Below are 21,827 nucleotides of genomic sequence, written 5' to 3'. Positions count from 1 at the left end.
CCGCACCTCCGAACCACCACCCTCCGACCGGAGCCGGTCGACACCCGAACCGGTCGACACCCGAGCCGGCCGCGCCCGCGCGGCCGGATGAAGGCGGAACACCATGAAGATCTTCCAGCCGATGCTGTTCGTCGGCCTGGGTGGCACCGGCGGCCTCGTCGGCGCCGAACTGGAGCGGCGGCTGCGCGCCGAACTGTGCGGCCCCGACGGCACCGCGCTCACCCACCTCGGCGGCATGGCACCCCACCAGCTGCCGGACTGCCTGCAGTTCGTCTACGCCGACTTCAGCGAATCGGACCTGGCCCACCTGCCGCTGTCCACCGCCGACCCGGCGCTGCGCGCCGCGTACAGCCGCACCTCGCGCACCACCCCCAACCTGCTGCCGAACTACGACAGTTCGCCCGACATCACCAAGATGCTCCGGGCCAGCCTCCCGGAGGAGACCGCCTCCTGGCTGCCGCCGCGCGCCAACGAGCCCAGGGTCGTCCCGCTCAAGAACGGCGCCGGGCAGCTGCCGACGGTCGGCCGCGCCGGACTGTTCGGCACCCTGCGCGACGGGCTGGACCCGGTGCTGGCCCCGCTCAGCGACGCCATCGACGCGCTCGCCCGCGCCGGCGGGACCCTGAGCCAGCTCGGCGGCGGCCCGGTCTCCGGCTGCGACGTCTTCGTGGCCTTCTCGGTCGCCGGCGGCACCGGCGCCGGGATCTTCCTCGACTACCTGCACCTGATCAACCACGCCTTCCAGGAGAAGCGCCTCGGCGGCGTCAAGATCTACCCGCTGGTCGTCATGCCGTCCGCGTTCCCGGCCGCGCGCGGGGGCGGCCGGGAGGCGGAGCTGAACTCGGCCCGCGCCCTGGTGGACCTGTTCCGGCTGGTCGACGAGCAGAACGCGCCCATCGAGGGCGCGGAACTCGGCGACCTCGACGAGGACCTGACGCTGCGGATCCGCTACCCGCACGCCGCGCCGATCCGGCTGCGCAGCGGCATCCTGCCGACCGCCTTCCTGTTCAGCCGCACCGCCGGCATCCGCCAGGACGACCTGCGCCGCTCGATGGTCTCCCTGGTGATGTCGCTGATCGGCACCGAGCTCGGAGACGGCCGGCAGAGCACCCACTCCCGGGCCGACGACGACTACCAGACCTTCGCCGCGAGCTTCATCAACCGCGGGGTGTCCCGGGCGGCCGTGTCCGACGCCGGGATCGGCCGCAAGGGCGTCTCGACCAGCCTGGTCGCCTCGATGACCGCGCCGGTGGACGAACTGGCGGCGCTGGTCTCCGGCCGCTTCCTGCGCGCCTCGGTCGAGCAGCTGAGCGACGCCTCCCGCCGCACCCACCGGCCCGCCGAGGAGCTGGTGAAGCAGATGTTCGCGGACTCCGGCCTGGAGGAGCTGCTGGAGCGCCGGGCACTCGAACTGGACCCGCTCACCGTGGAGCCGCGCGGCGGTTCGGCGATCGAGGCCGCGCTGATGGCCCGGCAGAGCGACATGCAGCAGGCCCTCGCCGACCTGACCCGCCGGGTGGCGCAGCGCACCGCCGACATGGCGCAGAACTTCACCCCCCGGCGGGCGGTGGAGAAGCTGCTCTCCACCGTCGACCCGTTCACCGTCGAGCGGATCGTCAAGGGGGTGCCGCAGGATCCCAACGACCTCGCCCGCCTGGGCTTCCTCGGCCTGCTCGACAACCGCACCCGGGCCGCCGTCCTGCCGCCGGGCACCCCGGACCAGCCGCCGCCGGTGCCCCGGATCCGGCGGCAGCTCTACGGGCTCGTCCAGCCGCGCTGGGGGGACGAGGACGTCCAGACCGTGCTGCGCGAGCAGGACGCCTGGTACCGCTGGCGCGCCCGCCAGGTCTGGAACGACGGCTGGCGCAACCAGCAGCAGCGCTGGGAACCCGCCGCCCGTGCCCTGGAACGGGAGGTGACCCGGCTGGTCGAGGCCCTGCGCCGGCACTCCACACAGGAGCCGAAGGCCTTCGCCGAGCAGTCCCGGGTGCTCTACGAGGACCGGACCGGCGTCTCCTACCTGCTGCCGCCCCAGCGCGACCTGCGGCACTTCTACGACGACCTGGTCGCCCGGCTCGCCACCCGCGAGGGCCTGGCCGACAGCGGGGACTCGGCCGCTCTGCTGCTGCGGCTGGTCGGCGGCGACGAGTGGCGCACGGCGCACGCGGCGAGCCGGCGCGACCCCGACGGCGCGGTGGGAGGCGTCAAGTCGGTCGTGGAGGCCGGGGTCAAGCGGCTGTTCGCGGAGAGCGGCGAGCATCTGGAGGAGCGTCCGCTGCTGCCCTCCATGGGAGTCCTGCTGGCCGCGGCGGCCGGCAGCGCCGAAGCCGGCGAGCAGGTCGGCAAAGAGGCCCTGGAGCAGTTCGGCCGCAAGGTGGCCGGCCTGCTGCCGGCGGGCTTCGTGCCGGAGGGCACCGGGGTGCTCAAGGTGCTGGTGACCTTCCCGAAGGTCAAGAACGGTGACGAGGTCGAGGGCTACCTGCGCCGGGTGCTGCGGCTGCCCGGCGAGGCCCTCGCGGAGTTCCGGGGCGTCGAGACGGACTCCATCACGGTCGTCCAGTTCCGCAGCGAGATGAGCCTCACCGAGGTGCCCGAGGTCCGCAAGGTGCTGCGGCAGTGGGCCAAGGCACGGGAGGGGGAGCAGGCCGAGGACGTCCTGCGCTGGCGCCAGCGCCTGGGCCACCGGGACGACTGGCTGGTGTCCACCGAGGCCGACCGCCGCCACGTGCTGCACCGGCTGCTCTGCCTGCTGTGGAACGGCCAGGTGGACGTGCTGGAAGGGACCGAGGACTCCCCGCAGCTGGTCCGGCTGCGGCTGTTCCGCGACCGCGGCGCCGACGTGCCGGGCGTGCGGCTGCGCCTGGGCGCGCAGCACGACGGCATCTCCGGCTGGGCCGAACTGCTGCGCGCCTACGAGCGCTGGACCGTCCTGGACGACGAGCGGACGGTCGGGGCGTACACCGAGCGGCTGATGGACGCCCGCCCGGTCGGACTGACCCGGTCGGCCAGCCGCCCCGACCCGCTGTTCGTCCGGCTGGTCGAGAAGATCGCGCCGCAGCAGCTGCGCCTGCTCGCGGCCCGCCGGGAGACGGGCGGGGAGCGCGTCGAGGGCTGGTTCCGGCCGCTGTGGCAGTTCTGGGCGGAGACCCTGCCGGGGGCGCTGGCCATGGAGTTCCGCGACGAGCGCGCCGTCCAGCCGAACCTGGGCCGGCTCCTGCAGGCGATCCAGCAGGGGGACCTGTCGCCGCGTCCGGTCGACGAGGCCGAGGACGAGGGGCCCGCGCAGCCGACCCACGGGGCGCAGGACGACTGGGGCACCAACCGGCCGGTGGACCCCGCCGACTGGCGCGAGACCGGACCGGACCGGGGACGGCCCCCGGCCCAGGACCCGGACCGCGACCGGGACCGCTACCGGGACCGTGACGGGAACGGGGGTGGGGACCGCGACCGGGACCGGGGCCGTGCCGGAAATGGAGGCTGGGACCGCGACCGCGACCGGAACCGTGACGGGGGCCGGGAGCCTGAGCCCGACCGGGGCCGTGACGGTGGCCAGGGCTGGGGCCGTGGGCCTGACCGCGATCGGGGCCGTGACGGTGACTGGGGCTGGGACCGCGAGCCGGAGCCTGACCGGGGTCGTGACGGTGACCGGGGCTGGGACCGCGAGCCGGAGCGCGACCGCGACCGCGACGGTGACCGCGACCGCGACGGTGACCGGGGTTGGGGCCGCGACCGCGACCGCGACGGCGGGCGTCGGGCCGAGCCCCACCGCCCGCCGGCCGAGCCGCCCGGCTGGACGTCCTGGTCGGACGGCGACCGCGACGGCGACCGCGACGGCGACGGACCGGCCGGCGGCCGCGAGGGCGGTGAGTTCGCATGAGCGAGCCGATCCGCCCCCGCACCCCGGTCGTCCACCTCGACCTGCGCACGGCCGAACTCGCCGGCACCGACCCGGTGGACCTGCGGTCCGCCGTGACGGCCCGGCTGGCCCGGCACGGCCGGATCCGGCCGCACGACCACCGCTTCCTGGTCGTCGACACCCCCGCCGGCCTGGTCGAACACCGCACCAGGTACGAGCAGTTGATGGGCTACCCCGCGCCCGGCCGGGTGCGCGTGCTCTGCCTGCTGGTCGGCGGGCTGCCCGCCCTGCCGGCCGAGGGCCGCCCGGCCGAGCGCCGGCTGGTCCGCCCCGCGACCCTGCGCGGCCCCGAGGCCGGGCTGATCTGGGCCGGCGACCTCCACGCGGGCGACGGCGGCCCCGGGTCCGCCGCGCCCGACGACCCGTCCGCGCTGGCCGTCCTGGTCGACCTGCTCGGCCTGCCCGAGGTGTTCGACGAGACCCTGGACGTGCTGGGTGTGCTGCCCGACGGGGTGGCCGCTCCCGGTCTGCGGGTGCTGGAGCACGGGCTGGCCCCGGAGGTCAGGAGCCAGGCGTGGAGCGAGGCGCTGGTGCGGTTCGCCGGCGCCCACACCGCCGCCCCGGTCGGGGCGGCGGCCCACACCGGCGCCGACCTGCCGCCCGCCCTCTCCGCGCTGGTCGTCGGCGCGACCTCGGGCAGTCCGGGCCGGCGGGAGGAGGGCGGTGCCGCCGGCCGGGCCCATGACGAGGCGGTCGAGGCGCTCGCCGACGCGGACGGCGAGCTGCTGGCCTTCGGCAGCCCCGTCGGCCTGCTGACCGGCGGGGGCCGCGCCGGTCTGGAGTCGGCGCTCGACCGCGCCCGGCAGGCGCTGGACGGCTACCACGGGGTGGTCGAACAGGTCCTGCGCAGCGACGGCGGGACCGCCGACATGCGGTCCGCCGCCGAGTCCGCGGCCCGGCTGGCCCGGCTCGGGGTGACGGTGGCGCCCGCCGCGACCAGCGGCGAGCGGGTCGGCGACAGCCTGCGCCGCCTCGCCGTGGGGCTGCTGCGCGACGGGCTGCCGCTGCGCGCGGCGGCCGAGCGCTTCGCCCTGCTCTCCGGGAAGGTGCAGCCGTTGTCCAACACGCCGCGGCTCGCCGACCTCCGCCGGCTGCGCGCGGCCGGCGCGGAGGGCCGCGCACCGGAACCCGACCCGCCGGGGCTCGGCGTCCTCGCCGTCACGGCGCTGTGCGGCCTCCTCGGCGGCCTGTGGACCGGGCCCGCCGTGGCGGCCGCGTCGGCCGTCCCGGTGCTGGTGCTGCTGGGCATGCTGCTGGTCGCCCACCGCCTGCCCGGCGGCCCGGCGCGGCCGTCCGACGCGGTGCGCCTCGGCGCGGCCGCGTTGGTCGGTGCCGCGGCGGGTGCGGCGGCCGCCGGGGCGATCGGTCTGCCGCTCTGGTCGGCGGCGCTCGCGCTGCCGTTCGCCCTCGTCGGCTGGGGCTGGCTGCTGCTGCGGCTCTGGCACGACGGCGCCCAGCGTTGGGGCCGGGAGTGCGGAATCGTCCCGTTGCGGGACGAACTCGACGGCCTGGACGCGCTGTTGGACCGCGCGCTGCGCGAGTTCTGGGCCGTCGAGGAGCGGCGCCACTGCGCGGACGCCGCGCTGGCCGTCGTCGGGGTGCTGCGGGCGACGGCCGAGGCCGCGGAGGAGGAGGCGGCGCGCGGCCTCGATCCGGCCCGGCCCGCGGAGTTCGACGAGGAGTTCGGCGACTGGCTGAGCGGGGTCGGCGAGGACGGGGCCGGGTTCGAGGAGCTGTCCTGGTCGGACGACGAGGACTGGAACCTCGATCCGCCGCTGGCCGGCCCGGGCCCCGACGGAGACCTCGACGACGTCCTCGGCCGCTACCTCGACGGCGACGTCGGCGCCGACCACGGTGCCGGGTCCGACCTCGACCCGTCCGCCGTCGGCGCCGGCACCGGCCCCGCCGCGGCCGGGCCGGCCTGGCTGGAACGCGGCGAGGCCAAGGGCGGCCCCGACCTCGTCACGGCGCTGACCGGCGACCTCACCGACGCCGCCCTGACCGCGCTGGCGCCGTACTGGGGCGCGGTCGAGCGCGGCCACGTCGGCGACGCGGCCCAGGAGCGGATCGCCGAACGGGTCCGCGAACTCCTCGGCGTGGCCCGCGACCACCTGCGGGACAACGACGTGCTCACCGCCCCGCCCTTCGCCTCGCCGCACCGCGACCGCGGCGGGCCGGCCGGCCTGCTGGGCATCGACGCCCGGCGGTCCGCCGACCCGCACGCCCTCGACCCCGACGGGCCCGGCGTGGTCCAGCTGAACTCCTCGGAGCAGCTCGACCTGCTCAGCCGGGACCCGGCCGCCGTCGCACTGATCCGCTTCGGCCCGGACGCGGCCCGCACCGCCACCGGCCCCGACGCGGCCTTCGGCGACCCGCCGTTCGGCGACGCCCGCCACGGCGGGGCGCCGGGCCCGCGGCAGGAGCGGGAGGTGCTGACCGCGGCCGGCCGGTACGCCGGGCTGCTGCGGCTGACCGGCCTGAAACCCGGTGTCGTCAGGACCGTGCGGCAGTGGCACGACGACCCGCCGCAGAACGAGGAGGAGGAGTGGTGACCACCCCCGCGACCGGTCCGCGGACCGGCGAGCCCGCCCGGGCGAAGCCCGTCGGACTGTCCTTCCTGACCCCCGACGGGCGGCGCAGCCGGGCCTGGGCCCGGTTCGGCCCCGACTACGGCCCGCCCTCGCGCGGCCCCGTCCGGACCCGCAACGCCCTGCTGAACAACGGCGTCAAGTGCGTCCAGGTCCGGGCCGTCGGGGCCGACGCGCCCGGCGGCGCGGAGGCCGCCTTCGCCTCCTTCGCGGCCCTCGACGCCGAGACCGCGGTCGCGCTGCGGCTGCACCGCGCGCTCGGGGCCGGCCTCGAGAACGGGCCGTTCCCCGTCCTGATCGGCAGCGAACTCGACGCCGCCGAGCCGTTCGCGCTCTACCGGCCGCCGCGCGGCCGGACCGTCGAGCGGCTGCACGGCCTGTCCGGCTCCCAACTGCGCGTCATCGAACGGGACCTGGTGGACGCCCTCGCGGTCCTGGCCGAACTCGGCCTGGTCCACCACGGGATCTCCCCGGGCACCGTCCGCTGGGACGGCAAGCGGATCCAGCTCTGGGGCCTCGACGCGGTGACCCACACCGGCCGCCCCCGCAGCCCGCGCGGCGCCGCGCCCGCGCCGTACGCGCCGCCGGAGGTGCGCGGCGGGACCGGCCGCAGCGACCCCCGCGACGGCCTGTGGAGCGCCGCCCAGGTGATGTACAGCCTGGTCACCGGCCGGGCCGGCGACCCGGACCGGTCGCCCCCCGACCTCGCCGACCACCGCTCGCTCGCGCACACCATGGGCTCCTCCTTCGCCCCGCGCGCAGCCGACCGCCCCACCCCGGCCGCCCTGTTCGGCCTGCTCGCCCCCGACCGTCCCCCCGCCGCCGACCGGCTGGCCGCCGACGGGCTCGCCGCCCACCGCGCCGGGTACGACCGGGCGCTGGAGCTGAAGCGCTCGGCCGGCGCGGCCGCGCCCGGCGAGGCGGTCGCCGAGGCCGTCGGCCACCCGGCCGGCGCCCCGGCCGGCGAGGTGCTCTGCCCGTACTGCCTGGAACCGATCCGCTACGACCCGACCGCCCTGTACACCCCCGACGCCGTCCAGGAGCTGCGCCCCTACAACCCGCAGGCCCAGCCCAACCCCCGGCTGCTCGCCGACGAACTGCGCGGCGCCTTCCAGCGCTGCCCGGGCAACGGCGGCGTCCGGGAGCACCACATCCCCGTCCCCTACCTGACCAACGGCCGCCCGCTGACGGTGGCCCTGATCGGGCAGTCCAACACCGGCAAGAGCCACCTGCTCACCCAGATGGTGGCCGAGATCGCCGACGACCGGCTGAAGCCGTACGGGATCAGCTGGCAGTCCGTCAACCCGCAGCAGCACGCGGGCTTCCTGAACAGCCGGGTGGTGCCGCTGCGCGGCGGCCGGGTGCTCGCCCACACCGCCGGCCTCGGCCAGGACGACACCGCCCGGTTCGTCGAGTCCCTGCTGATCACCGACGCCGCCGGACGGACCAGGCCGCTCGCGTTCTTCGACCTCGCCGGCGAGGACCTGCTGCGTACGGACGCCCTGCTGCGGTTCCTGCTGGGCATCGACGCGCTGATCTTCGTCGTCGACCCCACCATCGCCATGCCGCTCGCCCAGCTCGACGACATCCGCGCGGCGCTCGACCAGCACGTCAACCGGGACGGCGACCCCGCCTTCGCCACCGTCCTGGATCGCGTCCCGCGCACCGGCCCGCACCTGACCGTCCCGTCCGCCGTGGTCGTCGCCAAGGCCGACCTGCTGCGGTCCGAACCCCCCGTCGACCGCTGGCTCAGCGAACCGGGCCACCCCGAGCTGAGCCGTCGACGGCTCCACGAGGAGAGCCGCGACGTGTACGCACTGCTCGACCGCCACGCCGGGAAGGCCTGGCTGCGCCCCTTCGACACGGCCCTGCACTGCACCCTGCACGTGGCCTCGGCGACCGGCGGCCGGCAGGCGGACAGCCGCTACCCGCGCGGCGTCCGCGCCCAGCGGGTCCTGGAACCCCTGCTCTCGCTGTTCGCGATGCACGGCATCGTCGAACTCGCCGAGGGCCGACCCGTCGACGAGGTGGACCGATGACCGCTCGAGGAAAGGGCCCCGACCAGGACACCGTCGACCAGATCGTCTTCCGCTGGCAGGGCAACCAGGGCCGGCGCAGCGCCGGCCTCACGGCCGCGGCCGCGTCCTGCCCCCGCGCGGACGCCGAGGAGATCGGCCAGGAGATCGCCCCGTTCCTGCGCGTCGACGGCGCACCGTTCCCCAGCGTGGTCCGCACCCGCCTCCGGGGCGACCGCGCCGCCCTCGTCCAGCGCTGGCCCACCGCCGACCTCGGCGGGCGGCCCAGCACCACCGCGCACGTGCTGGTCGGGGCGGCCGCGATCCTCACCCCCCGGACCTGCCTGGGCCTGTGCGACTGGGCGTGGAGCGGACAGGAGTTCGCCGAATCGGCCCACGGCCCGCAGCCCCCGGTCCGGAAGAGCGAGCTGGAGGAGACCGCGGGGCCGGCCTGGGGCGCCGCCCTGGACCGGCTGCCGGACGTCCGCGAGGCGCTCACCGCCGCCACCGCCGCCCTGCTGCGCCGGCCGGCGAGCCGCCTCTCGCTGCGCAGTGACGCCCTGCCGGGCTGGCCGGAGCGGAACCGGGCCAGCGTGGTCATCGCGGGCCTCGCCCGGATCCTCAACCCCTGGCTGAACCAGGCCTGGACCTTCGCCACCTACGACATGACGGACCGCCACGACCTCCTGGTCACCTGGGTCTCCGACTGGTCGGCCGACGGCGGCCACCAGCAGGCGCGCTACCGCGTCGACCCGAGGCGCCCCGAGGCCGACCGCGCCCACGAGCTCGCCGTCCGCCTGGTGGACCTCTGCCTGGCCGGCGTCGCGGACGGGCGCGGCGGCTTCGGCCTGGCGGACCTGATGGGCAGGCAGGAGTCCGCCGGGGGGAGGCGGCCGGAGGAGCGGCTGCGGAGGATCGCGCACGCGCTCGACGAGGCCGGTGCCCGGCGCGCCCCGATCGGCCCGGAGCAGTACGGACCCCGCGGGACGGCCGAGCCGCACGTGTCCGGCGGGTCCCGCGAGCCCGGTGAGCCCCGTGAGGTCGACGAGATCCACGAGATCCATGAGCGCCATGAGCGCCATGAGCCTTTCGGGACCCATGAGCCCGTCGAGCCCTACGCGTCCGTCGAGCCCCGCGCGCCCCACGAGCCCGCCGATACCGCCGATACCGCCGAGACCGGCGCGTTCGGCGAGCCCGTCGAAGAGCCGGAGGCCGAACCGGAGTCCGTGTACGAGACGGCGGACGAGGAGCTTCGGCTCCCGGCGGTCCCGCCCCCCGGCCCGGCCGCCCTCGGGCTCGTGCGCGCGGCCCTGCTGGACCCCGCCCCCGACGGGCCCGGCATCGGCGAACTGCGCGACAGTGTCAGCCGGTTGACCGACCGCGAGGCGCTCGGTCTGCTCCAGGAGGAGGACCTCCCCTTCCGGGCGACCAACGAGCTGCTGCTCCACCTGGCCCGGGTCCGGGGCGGGCGGAGCGCCGGGGAGGCGGCCGACCTCTGCGCGGAGGTGCTGCGCCAGCGGCTCTACCTGTTCCGCGTCGGCCCGGACAACGCCGACGACAGCCATCTCTCCCAGCGGGCGGCCTGGTTGTTCTCCTGGGCGGTCTCGCCGCACGCCCGTGACGCCCGCCACGCCGAGGCGCTCGACCACTGGCTCACCGGACTCCTCACCTCCGGCGACGACCTGGAGGTCGATCTGCTCCGCCGCCTGGTGCCGCCGCCGGGGGAGGAGTCGAGGGAGGGGATCCCGCCCGACCTGCCGCCCGCGCTCTGGCAGCGGCTGTACCACCGGCCTCCGCCGCCCCCGCCGGCCGTACCGGCTCAGCCGACCTCACCGGCGCCGTCGGCCGTACCACCGGCACCGCCGGCTGTGTCGGCCCCACCGGCGCCGCCGACCCTGCCGGCCCCGCCGACCGTGCAGGCCCCGCCGCACTCGCAGGCCCGGTCCCGGCCGTCGGACGCGCAGGCCCCACCGGCCGCGCCGGTCCGGCCGGAGCCCCCGCCCGCCCCGGTCGAGCGGGCGGTCGCGGAGGTGCCCGCCGAGGCCCCGGGCCTCCCCGCCCCGGTCCGTCAGGAGGATCCGCCCCCGCCGCAACCCCCGCCCGCCCCGGCACCGGTCGGTCCGTCACCCGGCCCCGCCTACGGCCCGCCGCAGCACCGGAAGCCCGCCCGGGACGACGACAGCGGCCGGATCGCCGTCGCCTTCTGCGTGCTGCTGCTCGTCCTCACGGTCGTCGGCGTCATCCTGGTCATCCGTCTGATCTGAGGCCGGACGCGGCCGGTCAGCCCTCTCCGTTCCACGACCGCCACAGCGCCGCGTAGGGCCCGTCGGCGGCCACCAGTTCGTCGTGGGTGCCCAGTTCGACGATGCGGCCCGCCTCCATGACGGCGACGCGGTCCGCGTCGTGGGCGGTCTGCAGCCGGTGGGCGATGGAGACGACCGTCCGGTCCGTGCGTACGGCGGCCATCGCCCGCTCGGCCTGCCGGGCGGTGGTCGGGTCCAGCAGCGAGGTCGCCTCGTCGAGGATCAGGGTGTGGGGGTCGGCGAGGTGGACCCGCGCCAGGGTGAGCTGCTGGGCCTGCGCCGCGTCGAGTTCGAGGCCGCCGGCCCCGAGCGCGGAGTCCAGCCGGTCCGGGAGGCCGTGCACCCAGTCGGCCTCGACCAGGGCGAGCGCGGCGAGGATCTCGTCGTCGCCCGCGTCCGGGGCGGCCATGGTCATGTTGTCCCGGAGGGTGCCGATGAACACGTGGTGCCGCTGGGTGATGAGGACGATGCGGTCGCCCAGTTCGCCCGCCGCCGCCAGGTCCGCGACCGGCACGCCGCCGACCCGGACGGACCCGGAGTCCGGGGCGTCGACGCCGGACAGCAGCTTGCCGAGGGTGGACTTCCCCGCGCCGGACGGGCCGACGATCGCGAGCCGCTCGCCCGGGCGGACCACCAGGTCGATGCCCCTGAGCACGTCGTGCGAGCCGGGGTAGGCGTACCGGACGCCGTGGACCTCGATCCGGTCGTCGGACGGCCGCCGGTCGAGCACCGGCGGCTCCTCGGACACCAGGCCGACGCCCTTGATCCGGGCGAACGAGGCACCGCTGCGCTGCAGTTGCTCCATCCAGTTGAGGGCGCGGTCGAGCGGGTCGACCAGCTGCCACATGTACAGGCCGCCGGCGACCACGGTGCCCAGGCCCACCGCGCCGTCCAGGTAGCCGAGGCCGCCGACCAGCAGGATGAGCGCCATGGGCAGCGCGTGGGCGAACTCGGTGACGGGGAACAGCACGGTGCGCAGGAACAGGGTGCGCACGCCGGCCCGGTAGGAGGCGTCGACCGCCCGGTCGACGGCGAGGTCCTGACGGGCGCCGAGCCCGAACGCCTCGACGGTGCGGGCGCCGTGGGCGGTGGCGTTCAGCGCCTCGGTGACCCCGCCGGAGGCGGCGCCCTCGGCGAGGTAGGCGTCCCGGGCCCGGTTCAGGTACCAGCGGCTGACCGCCCAGACGACCGGCAGGCCCACCAGCGCGCACAGCCCGATCAGCGGGTCGAGGAGGAACGCGGCGGCGAGGATGAACAGCACCTGGACGGCGGCGACGAAGACGTCCGGGGCGGCGTTGCGCAGGGTGTCGGCCACGGTGCCCACGTCGAGGGAGGAGCGGGTCACCAGGTCGCCGGTGCCCACCCGTTCCGCGTACCGCCCGGGAAGCGCCAGCGTCCGGTCGACGACCTCCTCGCGCAGCCGGGCCAGGGCGCGCTCCCCGAACCGGTGCGAGGCGCCGCGCGCGAAGCGGGTCAGCACCAGCTGGGCGAGGGCGCATCCGAGCACCGCCGCGGCCAGTGCGTCGACCTGGCCGACGGTCAGTTCGCCCTTCTCGACGCGGGTGACGACGCGGCCGAGCAGCCACGGCCCGGCGACCCCGGCCAGGGCGGCGAGGCCGGTGAGGAGGATGATGCCGCACATCGCCCGGCCGTCGTCGGTGAGCAGGCGCCGGACGGCCCGGCGGACGGTCGCCCGGTCGGCGACCGGGAGCCGGCGGGTCTCGTCGTCGTGGCTCATCGGGCGGCTCCTTCCGGGAGCCCGGTGGCGGCGCCGGTGCGGTCCTCGGCGGGGTCCTCGGCGTGTGCCCCGGTGCCCGTCCGCGGGTGCGTTCCGGCGTGTGCCCCGGTGTCGCCGCGGAAGACCAGCGCCGCGTAGGCGGGCTCGGCGGCGAGCAGTTCGCCGTGGGTGCCCACGGCCCGGACCCGGCCGTCCACCAGGTGGCAGACCCGGTCGGCCCGGGCGAGCACCAGCGGGGAGGTGCTGACGACCAGGGTGGTGCGCTCGGCGCGGTAGGCGCCGATCCGGGAGGCTGCGGCGGCCTCGGTGAGCGCGTCGAGGGCCGAGGTGGGCTCGACGAGCAGCAGGACCTCGGGATCGGCGAGCAGGGCCCGGGCCAGCCGCAGCCGCTGGAGCTGGCCGCCCGAGACGTTGCGGCCGCGGTCCTCCAGCGGCGCGTCCAGGCCGCCGGGCAGGAGGTCGAGGAGGTCCTCGGCCGCCGCCGCGCGCAGGGCGCGTTCGATCTCCGCCGGGGTGTGCCCGCCGTGGACCGCGACCGCGGAGGCCAGGGTGCCGCCGAACACGTAGGACTCGTTGTCGGACACCAGGACGTGCCGCCGCAGCGCCGCCGGCTCCCAGTCGCGGACGCCGGCGCCGCCCCAGGTGGCGTCGGACTCGCGGTAGCCGGCCAGCCGGTCCACCACGGCGCGGGCCTCGTCGGGCCGCGCGGCGACCAGGGCCGTCACCCGGCCAGGGCGCAGCACCAGGCCCGACTCCGGGTCGCGCAGTTCGGCCGGCCCGGCGGGCGGCGCCGTGCGGGTGCGGGCCCGGGAGGACTCGGGCCGCAGCGCGAGGATGTCGATGACGCGGCGGGCGGAGACCAGGCCGCGCGGGAGGTCGTCGGCGCCCTCGATGAACATCGAGACGGGCACCAGGAGCGCCGCCACGTAGCCGTAGACGGCGACGAGTTCGCCGACCGTGATCTCGCCGGCCGCCGCCATCCGCGCGCTGAGCCAGGTCACCACGGCGAGGAAGACGACCGGCAGGCAGGCGCCGAGCGCCTGGACCCAGCTGGTGAGGGAGGCCACCCGGTAGCCGAGCGGCACCAGTTCGCGGGAGCGCCGCCGGTAGCGCTCGGCGAAGACGGGCTTGCCGCCGAGGCCGTTCAGCACCCCGAGCCCGGCCACCAGGTCGCCGGCGAGGGCGGTCAGCGCGGCCTGCTCCTCGCGGTACCGGCCCTCGGCTCCGTGCAGCTTCTCCAGCAGGGGGCCGATGGTGACGGCCAGCAGGGGGACGCCCAGCAGGATCACCGCGGCCAGGACGGCGGATATCCGGACCAGCAGGACGGCGGTGGCGAGGTAGGCGACGACCGCGCCGACGCCGGGCCCGGTGATGGTCAGGGTCCGGGCGATCCGGCCGATGTCCCCGGCCTGCAGGTGCGTCAGCTCGCCGGCCGACACCTGGCGCGGCAGCTCGGTGCCCAGCCGGTTCACGTGCCGGGTGACGGCCTGGACGGTCCGGTAGGCGCCGTCGACGCGGATGAACGTCATGGTGCGGTGCCGCAGGATGCCGAGGACGGCGATGAGCGCGCCGACCGCGAGGACCACCGCCACCCAGCGGACCAGCGCCCCGGTGTCCCGCCCGCGCAGCCCGTCGTCGATCGTCCGCGCCATCAGGTACGGCGGCAGCATCAGCGCGCACATCCACAGGGTTCCCCAGGTCGCGCCGAGCAGTACGCGGGCGCGCTGCATCGTCACCAGCCACCAGAGGAACCGCAGCGGGCTCCGGTGGTCCGGAGCGCCGGGGTCGGTGTACGGGACCCGGCGTGTCCCGGTGGGAGGGTCCGGTCGGTCGGTCATCTCGTTCGTCCTCGGGTAGCTCGGCGGAACGCCCGGCCAAGGGGTCGCCCGGCCGGGCGTTCGCGACGGTCGGCCTTCCTCCTCGACCGACCCTACGGTCGGCCGGCGGTGAGGCGCAGGGCCAGTTCGCGGGCGTGGGCGGCGGCGGTGGGGCCCCGGGTGGAGTCGGGCGCCTCGGAGAGGAAGACCAGGGCGAGCATCAGGGCGGCGTCCAGCCGGGCGACGAGCAGGCCGGGGTCGTCCTCGGCGGGCACGGGCGCGACGGTGGCGTAGCCGGCGCGCAGGGCGGGCAGGTTGAGGTCGTTCTCCGGGTACCGGGCGTACTCGGCGAGCCGCCCGAACTCCAGGGCGGGGGAGCCGAGCAGGGCGTTCGACCAGTCCAGCAGGGCGGTGGTGCGGCCCCGTCCGCGGCGGATGTTGGCGCTGCGGACGTCGAGGTGGAGCAGGCCGTCGCCGGTGAGGCCGGCCAGTGGCCCGGAGAGCAGGGCGGCGGCCGGGGGCTCGGGCCAGTCGTCGACGCGGCGGGCGAGTTCGGCCCAGCGGCGGCCGATCCGGGCGGCGACCGCCCCGGCGGTGGTGCCGCCCTCGGCGGCGACGGGCCGCAGCCGCGGCGGCGGCACCCGGTGCAGCCGGGCGAGCAACCGCCCCAGGGCGTGGGGGTCGAGCGGGGAGCCGTCGTCGGGGACGTAGTCGGAGAGCAGCACGTCGGGGGTGCCGGGGTCGTCGGCGAGCACCAACTCCCGTGCCCGGGCGACGGGCAGGCCGTGCCGGGCCAGGTGCCGGGCGAGGGCGTGCTCCTGGACGAGCAGGGCGCGGGTGTCCACGTGCGGGTCGTTGGCGTTGGAGTCGAACCGCCGGTGCGCGAGCCGGACGGCGACCGGTCCGCCGTCCCGCGCCCGGGCTCGGAAGACGGTGAACTCCAGCCCCTTGCCGACGAGTTCCAGGCCGCTCAGGCCCCACTGATCGGCCAGTCGGTCCAGTGCGGCGAATCGCTCACTCATGGGCATCCTCGGGGGTCCTCCGGCGGTCGGTCGCCCCGCCGCCCCGGCGGGGCGGCGGGTGGCGCGCGGCCGGCAGAGATCCGCGGGACGCGCCCCAGGGCATCGTGCCCCATGCGAACGGTCGGTGGACACCGCGGGTCCGGCCCGCTCCGTGCGCGGGGCGGGCCGGAGGTGACGGAGGGTCAGTCGGCGACGACCGCCTCCACCACGGACAGCACCGTCCCGGTGGGCAGGATCCGGGAAAGCCGCAGGCCCGCCCGGTCGAGCAGGTCCGCGAAGTCCGCCTCGGTGCGTTCGCGGCCGGTGAGCGAGGCCATCATCATCAGGTCCATCGTCTTGGCCTGGTGGGGCGCGTCGTCCCGGGGGACGACGGCGTCCAGGACGAGGAGCCGGCCGCCGGGGCGCAGGGCGCGCCGGCAGTGGCCCAGCAGGGTGACGCACGCGTCGTCGTCCCAGTCGTGGGTGATCCGCTTGAGCAGCAGGACGTCCCCGGCGGGCACGGCGGTGAAGAAGTCGCCCTCCATGGTGCTCCAGCGGCCCGCGACCTCCTTCTCGCCCTCCAGCCGGTGGCCGGCCAGGACGTGGGCGCGGTCGTGGAGCACGCCCTCCAGGCCGGGGTTGCGGCGCAGCACCTCCAGCAGCAGGCCGCCGTGGCCGCCGCCGACGTCCACCACCGTGCCGGTGTCCGGGAGGTCGCAGGCCGCCGCGATGGCCGGGTTCTCCACGTCGGACATCGCCGCCATGCCGACGTGGAAGACGGCGGCGGTCTCCTCGTCCTGGGCGAAGTGGTCGAAGAAGGGCATGCCGAAGACGGCGTCGAAGGCCGTGGTGCCCTCGGTGAGGCAGTGCGCCATCCGCTCCGCGGGCCGCCAGAAGGTGCGGTCGGTGAGCATCCGCACGGCGCTGCGCGCGGAGTACGGGACGTCGCTGCGCAGGGCCTGCCCGGTCTCGGTCAAGGTGAAGCGGCCGTGCCCGTCCTCGGCGACCACGCCCCGGGTGGCGAGCAGGCGCAGCACCCGGTACAGGTTGCGGGCGTCGGTGCCGGTGGCGGCGGCGAGTTCGGCGGCGGTGGCCGGGCCGTCCGCGAGGGCGTCGGCCACCCCGGTGTCGGCGGCGGCGCGCAGGGCCGCGGGGAAGACGAAGCCGAGCGCCTCGTCGATGAGGAAGGCGGCCGAGCGGCGCAGGCCCTCCTCCACGGCCTGCGGCGACCGGTCGGCGGCGGGCTGGTTCTCGTCGTGCGGCATGCGTCCTCCTCGGACGGGGCTCCGGTGCTTGCGCCGGGATGCTGCCCCAGCGTGGCCCGGTCGATGCGCACCGTCACCGATCGGGGCGGACGCGGGTGCCGGAAGGGGCGCCCCGGGCGGGCGGGACGCCCCTTCGCGGCGGGTGGGTCAGGACCGCGCGGCGAGCAGCGCGGCCAGCCCGTCCAGCCCGCGGTCGACGGTGGCCGGGTCGACCTGGCTGACGGAGAGCCGCAGTTGGTGCTCCCCGCCCGCTCCCGGGTAGAAGTGCGACATCGGCGTCCAGATCACCCCGTACTCCGAGGCCGAGAGCTCCAGCAGGGCGTCGTCCACCACGCACGGCACGGTGAGCACCAGGAAGAAGCCGCCGCGCGGTTCGTTCCAGGTCACGCCGCTGCCGGGCGGGAAGCGCTTCGCCAGGCCGTCCAGCACCAGGGCGAGGTTGCGCCGGTAGAGCGCGGCCACCTCGGTGTTGGCGGCCCGCAGGCTGTGGGCGTGCTCCAGCAGGGCGCCGCCGATCACGGCCTGGGCGATCGGCGAGGTGTTCACCGTGGTCATGCTCTTGATCATGCCGAGCAGGTCGGCGAACAGCGCGGTGCCGCCCTGCCCGTCGGCCACCAGCTGGTCGGCCACCACGTACCCGACCCGGGCGCCGGGCAGGGCGGTCTTGGCGAAGGAACCGAGGTGGACGACCCGCCGGTCGGTGTCCAGCGCCTTGAGCGAGGGCAGCCTCGGCTCCCCGGCGAAGACGCAGTACGGGTTGTCCTCCAGCAGCAGGATGTCCTCCTCGGCGGCCAGCGCCAGCAGGTCCCGGCGCAGTTCGAGCGGCAGGCTGGCCCCGCTCGGGTTGGCCACGTCCGGCACCAGGTAGAGCGCCCGCGGGCACAGCCCCTCGGCCCGGGCGGCGGCCAGCTGCCGGCGCAGGTCGGCGAGGTCCACGCCGTCCGGGCCGTCGGCCACCGCGCGCACCGGCAGGTCCGCCAGCAGGGCCGCGCCGGTCAGCCCCACGTAGGTGGGGGAGACGGCCAGCACCACGTCCTCGGGGCCGCGGCGCAGGGCCCGCAGCACCAGGAACATCGCCTCCTGGCAGCCCACCGTCACCACGACGGACTCGGCGGGCACCTCGATGCCCTCGTCCGTCGCCAGGTGGGCGGCGATCAGGTCGTGGATGATCCCCTTGGTGCGCCCGTACTGGAGCACCTGCCGGCGGGCCTGTTCCTCCGTCAGTCCGCGGTCGGTGCGCAGGTGGTCGAGGTAGCGGTCCAGGTGGCGGTGGACGGCGTCCGTCTCGAAGAACTGCTCGGCGGGGCGGCCGGCCGCGAAGGAGACCGCCTCCGGGTAGCGGATCGAGATCTCGTTGAGCAGGTTCATCGAGGTCATCGCCGGGTCGGCGAGGGAGGTGTGCAGGCCCGCCAGCAGCAGGTCGTGCGGTGCGGCGATGGTGGTCACGGGGTGCTCCAGGTGGTGCCGGGCGGAGTGGTGGTGCGCAGGTCGGCGGCGGCCCGCAGGTCGGCGCAGCCCGCGAGGCCGAGCGCGTGCCGCAGTTCGGCGGCGAGCAGGTCGAGGACCTCGGTGCAGCCCGTCTCGCCGCCGGCCGCCAGGCCCCAGATCAGCGGGCGTCCGAGCAGCACCCCGGAGGCGCCGAGGGCCAGCGCGGTGAGCACGTCCGTGCCGCCGCGGACCCCGCTGTCCATCAGTACCTGGCAGTCCTCGCCGGCCAGCGCCTCGGCGACGGCGGGCAGGGCGGTCAGGGCGGGCACGGCCCGGTCGAGCTGGCGGCCGCCGTGGTTGGAGACCACCACGGCCGCGGCGCCGATCCCGGCGGCCCGGCGCGCGTCGGCCGGGTCGAGCACGCCCTTGACGACCAGTGGCAGGTCGGTCCGGTCGCGCAGCCAGGCGAGGTCATCCCAGGTGACGCCGGGGGAGAGCAGTTCGGCGGTGTGCGCGGCCACGGCCGAGACGGCGGTGGTGGACTCGTGCGCCCTCCCGGCGGCGCCGTCCTCCAGCAGCACCGCGCGGACGTCCGAGGGCAGCGCGAAGGCGTTGCGGGCGTCGCGCAGCCGGCGGCCCATGTACGGCACGTCCGCGGTGACCACCAGCGCCTCGCTGCCGGCCTTCTCGGCGGCCCCGACCAGGTCGAGCAGCCGGTCGCGGTCGCGCAGCCAGTACAGCTGGAACCAGAGGGTGGCGCCGGTCCCGGCCAGCTCCTCGAAGCCGACGCTGCTGAGCGTGCCGACGGTGAACGGCACGCCCGCGGCGGCGGCGGCGCGGGCCGAGGCCAGCTCGCCCTCGGGGTGGAACAGCCGGTGGTAGGCGACGGGCGCCACCGCCACCGGCAGGGCCGCCCGGCTGCGCACCAGGGTGGCGGCGGTGTCCCGGGTGCCGACGTCGGTCAGCACCCGGGGCACCAGGCCCACCCGGTCGAAGGCGGTCCGGTTGGCGGCGAGGGTCAGCTCGCGCTCGGCGCCGCCCTCCAGCCACTCCCAGACCTCGGGCGCGAGCACGGCCCGCGCCCGGTCGGCGTACTCGGCGACGGACAGCGCCGGGTGTCCGTCGGCCGGTGGCCCGGTGCGGACGGGCGCGCTCATCCGGCCACTTCGCTGGCGTTGCGCTGGAGCTCCACGGCCTCGTAGAGGGCGCGGATGTTGTTGCTGCCGAAGTTGCGGGCCCGGATGCGCTCGATCACCTCGAAGAAGAAGGTGTTCCGGGGGTGCTGGGAGCGGGTGAAGATCTGGAACAGCTGGCCGTCGTGGTCCTGGTCGACCAGCAGGTTCAGCTCGCGCAGCTGGTCGAAGGAGTGCCGCAGGGGCGTCAGGCGGCCGGGCAGCGCGTCGTAGTAGGTCTGCGGGGTGCGCAGGAACGGCACGCCGCGCTCGGCCATGGTGGCGACGGAGTGCACCGCGTCCTGGGCGGCGAAGGCGACGTGCTGCACCCCGGCGCCGCCGTGGCCGGACAGGAAGGTGGCGATCTGGCCGCCCGCGTCCGCGGTGAGCGGCTCGATCAGGGTGAGGGTGACGCTGCGGTCGGCGCTCTGCACGACGGCCGAGTCCATGCCGAGCGCGCCGACCTCGACCCGCTCCTCGAAGATCGTCCGGAAGCCGAAGACCTCGCGGTAGCGGTGCTCGGTCTTGCGCAGCTCGCCGAACGGCACCAGGACGGCGAAGTGGTCGACGGAGCGCAGGCCGACGCCGCTGTCGCCGGCCAGCGGGGCCGGGTCCGGCAGGCCGGGGACGCGGCCGGCCGGGACGCCGGGGCCGCGCTCGACCAGGGTGTGCACCACGTCGCCGAAGGCGTCGACCACGGCGGTGACGCAGCCGTCCTCGGCCCGCGGCTCGCGCAGCGAGGCGGCGCCGCGGGCGGTCAGGGTGCGGAACGCGTCGGTGGCGTCCGGCACCCGCAGGCCGAGGGCGCCCACGCCGTCGCCGTGGCGCTCCAGGTAGCCGGTGGCCGGGTGGCCGGCGGCCAGCGGCTGGGTGACCAGCAGCCGGATGTCGGCCTGGCCGAACAGGGCGGAGAGGCAGCGCTCGGCGGCCTCGCCGCGCTCGGTCGGCGGGACGAGCAGCTCGAAGCCGTACTCCGCGGTCAGCCGGGTGGTCTCGGCTCCCAGGTCGGCCACGTAGAACTCGACGTGGTCCAGCTCGACGGGGATCGGGGTGACGGTGGGAGAGGAACGGTCGGTCATCTGAGGAGAGCTCTCTCGTGAGGAGGACGGGAGGTGCTGAGGGTCGGTCGGACGTGCGGGGCGGGGCGGCGAGGTCGTCCGGGTGGTGCGGTCGTCCGGTGGCGTGGGTGTCCGGGCGGGTGCCGGTCAGGTGGGCTGGAGGTCCTTGGCGTCCTGCGGCTCGGCCGGGCCGTCGCCCTCGGACCCGGCCTCCGGCGGCTCCGTCGGGGCCTCCGGCTTGCCGATCAGGTGGGCGGCCGCGAGCAGCGCGCCGACCACCATCACGCCGAGCACCACCCGGAAGTCCAGGGCGGCCACCAGGCCGGAGCCGACGCCGACGGCCAGCGCCTGCGGAGCGGTGAGGGAGAGGTTGACGGCCGCCTGGGCACGGCCCATCAGCTGCGGCGGGGTGGAGGCCTGGGCGGCGGTGGCGAGGCCGACCAGGGCGGCCGGGATGCCCGCGCCCGCGATCACCAGGCCGGCCTCCACCGCGTACAGCGACGGGGCGAGCAGCAGGACGATCCCGAGGCCGAACACCGCCGAGCCCGCCATGACCGTCCGGCGCGGACCGAGCCGGCCGATCAGCAGGCCGCCGACCACCGAGCCGGCCAGCGCGCCGACGGCCTCGGTGGTCTCCAGCACGCCGAGGAACTGCGGCGAGCGGTGCAGCCCGTGCTGGGTCAGCGCGAACAGCACCGGCTGGAGCAGGCTCAGCACGAAGCCGGCGGCGGCGGTGGCCGCCACCAGCGGCCGCAGCCCGACCGAGGAGCGCAGGTGGACGAAGCCGGCCAGCACCTCGGTGCGCCACCGCAGGCCGGTGGGCTCGGGTTTGACCTCCTCCACCCGCAGGGTGAGGAAGCTCAGCGCGGCCAGCAGCAGCACGGCGAGGTCGGCCACGGCCACCGCGTGTCCGCCGAACCAGCCGTAGAGGCCCGAGCCGAGCAGCGGCGCCACCAGGGTGGTGCCGGCCCGGGCGCTCTGGGTCAGTCCGGCTGCCGCCCCGAAGTCCTGACGGTCCGTCAGGATGCCGCGCAGCAGCGCGCTCTGTGCCGGAGCGAGGACGGCCCCGGCCAGGCCGCAGACCGTGGCGGTGCAGTAGATGATCCAGACCGTGTCCGGGCCGTCGACCAGCAGCAGCGGCAGCAGCGACACCGCCACCGCCAGGTTGACCCCGACCAGCAGCGGCTTGCGCCGCACCCGGTCGGCGAGCAGGCCGCCGAGCGGCAGCAGCAGCAGCGGGGCGGAGAAGCAGAACAGCACCAGACCGGCGGCGGAGTTGCTGCCGGTCAGCACCTTGGCCCAGATGCCGAGGGCGATGGAGAGGGCGCTGTCACCGAGGACGGACAGGGTCTGCCCGGCGAGGTAGTGCCGGAACTCCGGGCGGGCCAACAGCGGCTGCATGGCGGTTCCTTCGTTGCGCCGACGGCGCTTCGGGGTGTGCGGGGATGCTCGGCGGGTTCGCAGAGGTGCGGGAGGTGCGGAGGGCGCGGTGGCGTGGAGGGTACGGGGAAGAGCCCGGGGTGCGC

The 21,827-nt window shown here is 76.4% G+C and carries 12 protein-coding genes; 4 read left to right on the top strand and 8 right to left on the bottom strand.

Annotation, left to right across the window (positions count from 1 at the left end):
- Window positions 1-103 precede the first annotated feature (103 nt).
- The 4 genes from ACWD4P_RS15165 to ACWD4P_RS15150 are packed head-to-tail and all read left to right on the top strand — an operon-like array spanning window position 104 to window position 10,783.
- Entirely contained in the window at window positions 104-3,877 is a 3,774-nt protein-coding gene (locus tag ACWD4P_RS15165) for a tubulin-like doman-containing protein (RefSeq protein WP_449779901.1), read from the top strand.
- Window positions 3,874-6,468, top strand: coding sequence for a hypothetical protein (locus ACWD4P_RS15160; RefSeq protein ID WP_449779900.1), 2,595 nt, complete (start codon window positions 3,874-3,876; stop codon window positions 6,466-6,468). Before ACWD4P_RS15165 ends, ACWD4P_RS15160 begins: the two co-directional genes overlap by 4 nt.
- Entirely contained in the window at window positions 6,465-8,543 is a 2,079-nt protein-coding gene (locus tag ACWD4P_RS15155) for a hypothetical protein (protein ID WP_449779899.1), read from the top strand. Before ACWD4P_RS15160 ends, ACWD4P_RS15155 begins: the two co-directional genes overlap by 4 nt.
- The gene (locus ACWD4P_RS15150) at window positions 8,540-10,783 is read left to right on the top strand and encodes a hypothetical protein (RefSeq protein WP_449779898.1); all 2,244 of its coding nucleotides are present in this window, start codon (window positions 8,540-8,542) and stop codon (window positions 10,781-10,783) included. The genes ACWD4P_RS15155 and ACWD4P_RS15150 overlap by 4 nt, the downstream gene beginning before the upstream one ends.
- A gap of 16 nt (window positions 10,784-10,799) precedes the next feature.
- On the opposite strand, the gene ACWD4P_RS15145 is transcribed toward ACWD4P_RS15150, so the two are convergent.
- The 8 genes from ACWD4P_RS15145 to ACWD4P_RS15110 form a co-directional block, all read right to left on the bottom strand.
- On the bottom strand, window positions 10,800-12,560 hold the full coding sequence (locus ACWD4P_RS15145; RefSeq protein ID WP_449779897.1) for an ABC transporter ATP-binding protein: 1,761 nt from the start codon (window positions 12,558-12,560) through the stop codon (window positions 10,800-10,802).
- Window positions 12,557-14,398 carry an ABC transporter transmembrane domain-containing protein gene (locus tag ACWD4P_RS15140; RefSeq protein ID WP_449779896.1) on the bottom strand — a complete coding sequence of 614 codons (1,842 nt, stop codon included), beginning with the start codon at window positions 14,396-14,398 and terminating at the stop codon, window positions 12,557-12,559. The genes ACWD4P_RS15145 and ACWD4P_RS15140 overlap by 4 nt, the downstream gene beginning before the upstream one ends.
- 92 nt (window positions 14,399-14,490) lie before the next feature.
- Window positions 14,491-15,399, bottom strand: a complete 909-nt coding sequence (locus tag ACWD4P_RS15135; RefSeq protein WP_449779895.1) for a phosphotransferase family protein — start codon at window positions 15,397-15,399, stop codon at window positions 14,491-14,493.
- 182 nt (window positions 15,400-15,581) lie between these two features.
- Window positions 15,582-16,643 carry a methyltransferase gene (locus tag ACWD4P_RS15130; protein WP_449779894.1) on the bottom strand — a complete coding sequence of 354 codons (1,062 nt, stop codon included), beginning with the start codon at window positions 16,641-16,643 and terminating at the stop codon, window positions 15,582-15,584.
- 147 nt (window positions 16,644-16,790) lie between these two features.
- Window positions 16,791-18,020, bottom strand: coding sequence for an aminotransferase-like domain-containing protein (locus tag ACWD4P_RS15125; RefSeq protein WP_449779916.1), 1,230 nt, complete (start codon window positions 18,018-18,020; stop codon window positions 16,791-16,793).
- Window positions 18,021-18,085: 65 nt separating this feature from the next.
- Entirely contained in the window at window positions 18,086-19,228 is a 1,143-nt protein-coding gene (locus ACWD4P_RS15120) for an alpha-hydroxy acid oxidase (RefSeq protein WP_449779893.1), read from the bottom strand.
- The gene (gene hppD / locus ACWD4P_RS15115) at window positions 19,225-20,322 is read right to left on the bottom strand and encodes a 4-hydroxyphenylpyruvate dioxygenase (protein WP_449779892.1); all 1,098 of its coding nucleotides are present in this window, start codon (window positions 20,320-20,322) and stop codon (window positions 19,225-19,227) included. The genes ACWD4P_RS15120 and hppD overlap by 4 nt, the downstream gene beginning before the upstream one ends.
- Before the next feature lie 126 nt (window positions 20,323-20,448).
- The gene (locus ACWD4P_RS15110; RefSeq protein WP_449779891.1) at window positions 20,449-21,702 is read right to left on the bottom strand and encodes an MFS transporter; all 1,254 of its coding nucleotides are present in this window, start codon (window positions 21,700-21,702) and stop codon (window positions 20,449-20,451) included.
- Window positions 21,703-21,827 lie beyond the last annotated feature (125 nt).

This window comes from Kitasatospora sp. NPDC002543 (assembly GCF_053594915.1).
The sequence above is the reverse complement of the archived record's forward strand: the minus strand, read 5'-3'. Positions and strand labels throughout refer to the sequence as shown.

Excerpts from the sequence above, each read along its gene's own strand:
- ACWD4P_RS15165 (WP_449779901.1), top strand. The coding sequence starts at position 104 with ATGAAGATCTTCCAGCCGATGCTGTTCGTCGGCCTGGGTGGCACCGGC.
- ACWD4P_RS15160 (WP_449779900.1), top strand. The coding sequence starts at position 3,874 with ATGAGCGAGCCGATCCGCCCCCGCACCCCGGTCGTCCACCTCGACCTG.
- ACWD4P_RS15150 (WP_449779898.1), top strand. The coding sequence starts at position 8,540 with ATGACCGCTCGAGGAAAGGGCCCCGACCAGGACACCGTCGACCAGATC.
- ACWD4P_RS15145 (WP_449779897.1), bottom strand. The coding sequence starts at position 12,560 with ATGAGCCACGACGACGAGACCCGCCGGCTCCCGGTCGCCGACCGGGCG.
- ACWD4P_RS15140 (WP_449779896.1), bottom strand. The coding sequence starts at position 14,398 with ATGACCGACCGACCGGACCCTCCCACCGGGACACGCCGGGTCCCGTAC.
- ACWD4P_RS15135 (WP_449779895.1), bottom strand. The coding sequence starts at position 15,399 with ATGAGTGAGCGATTCGCCGCACTGGACCGACTGGCCGATCAGTGGGGC.
- ACWD4P_RS15130 (WP_449779894.1), bottom strand. The coding sequence starts at position 16,643 with ATGCCGCACGACGAGAACCAGCCCGCCGCCGACCGGTCGCCGCAGGCC.
- ACWD4P_RS15125 (WP_449779916.1), bottom strand. The coding sequence starts at position 18,020 with ATGACCTCGATGAACCTGCTCAACGAGATCTCGATCCGCTACCCGGAG.
- ACWD4P_RS15120 (WP_449779893.1), bottom strand. The coding sequence starts at position 19,228 with ATGAGCGCGCCCGTCCGCACCGGGCCACCGGCCGACGGACACCCGGCG.
- hppD (WP_449779892.1), bottom strand. The coding sequence starts at position 20,322 with ATGACCGACCGTTCCTCTCCCACCGTCACCCCGATCCCCGTCGAGCTG.
- ACWD4P_RS15110 (WP_449779891.1), bottom strand. The coding sequence starts at position 21,702 with ATGCAGCCGCTGTTGGCCCGCCCGGAGTTCCGGCACTACCTCGCCGGG.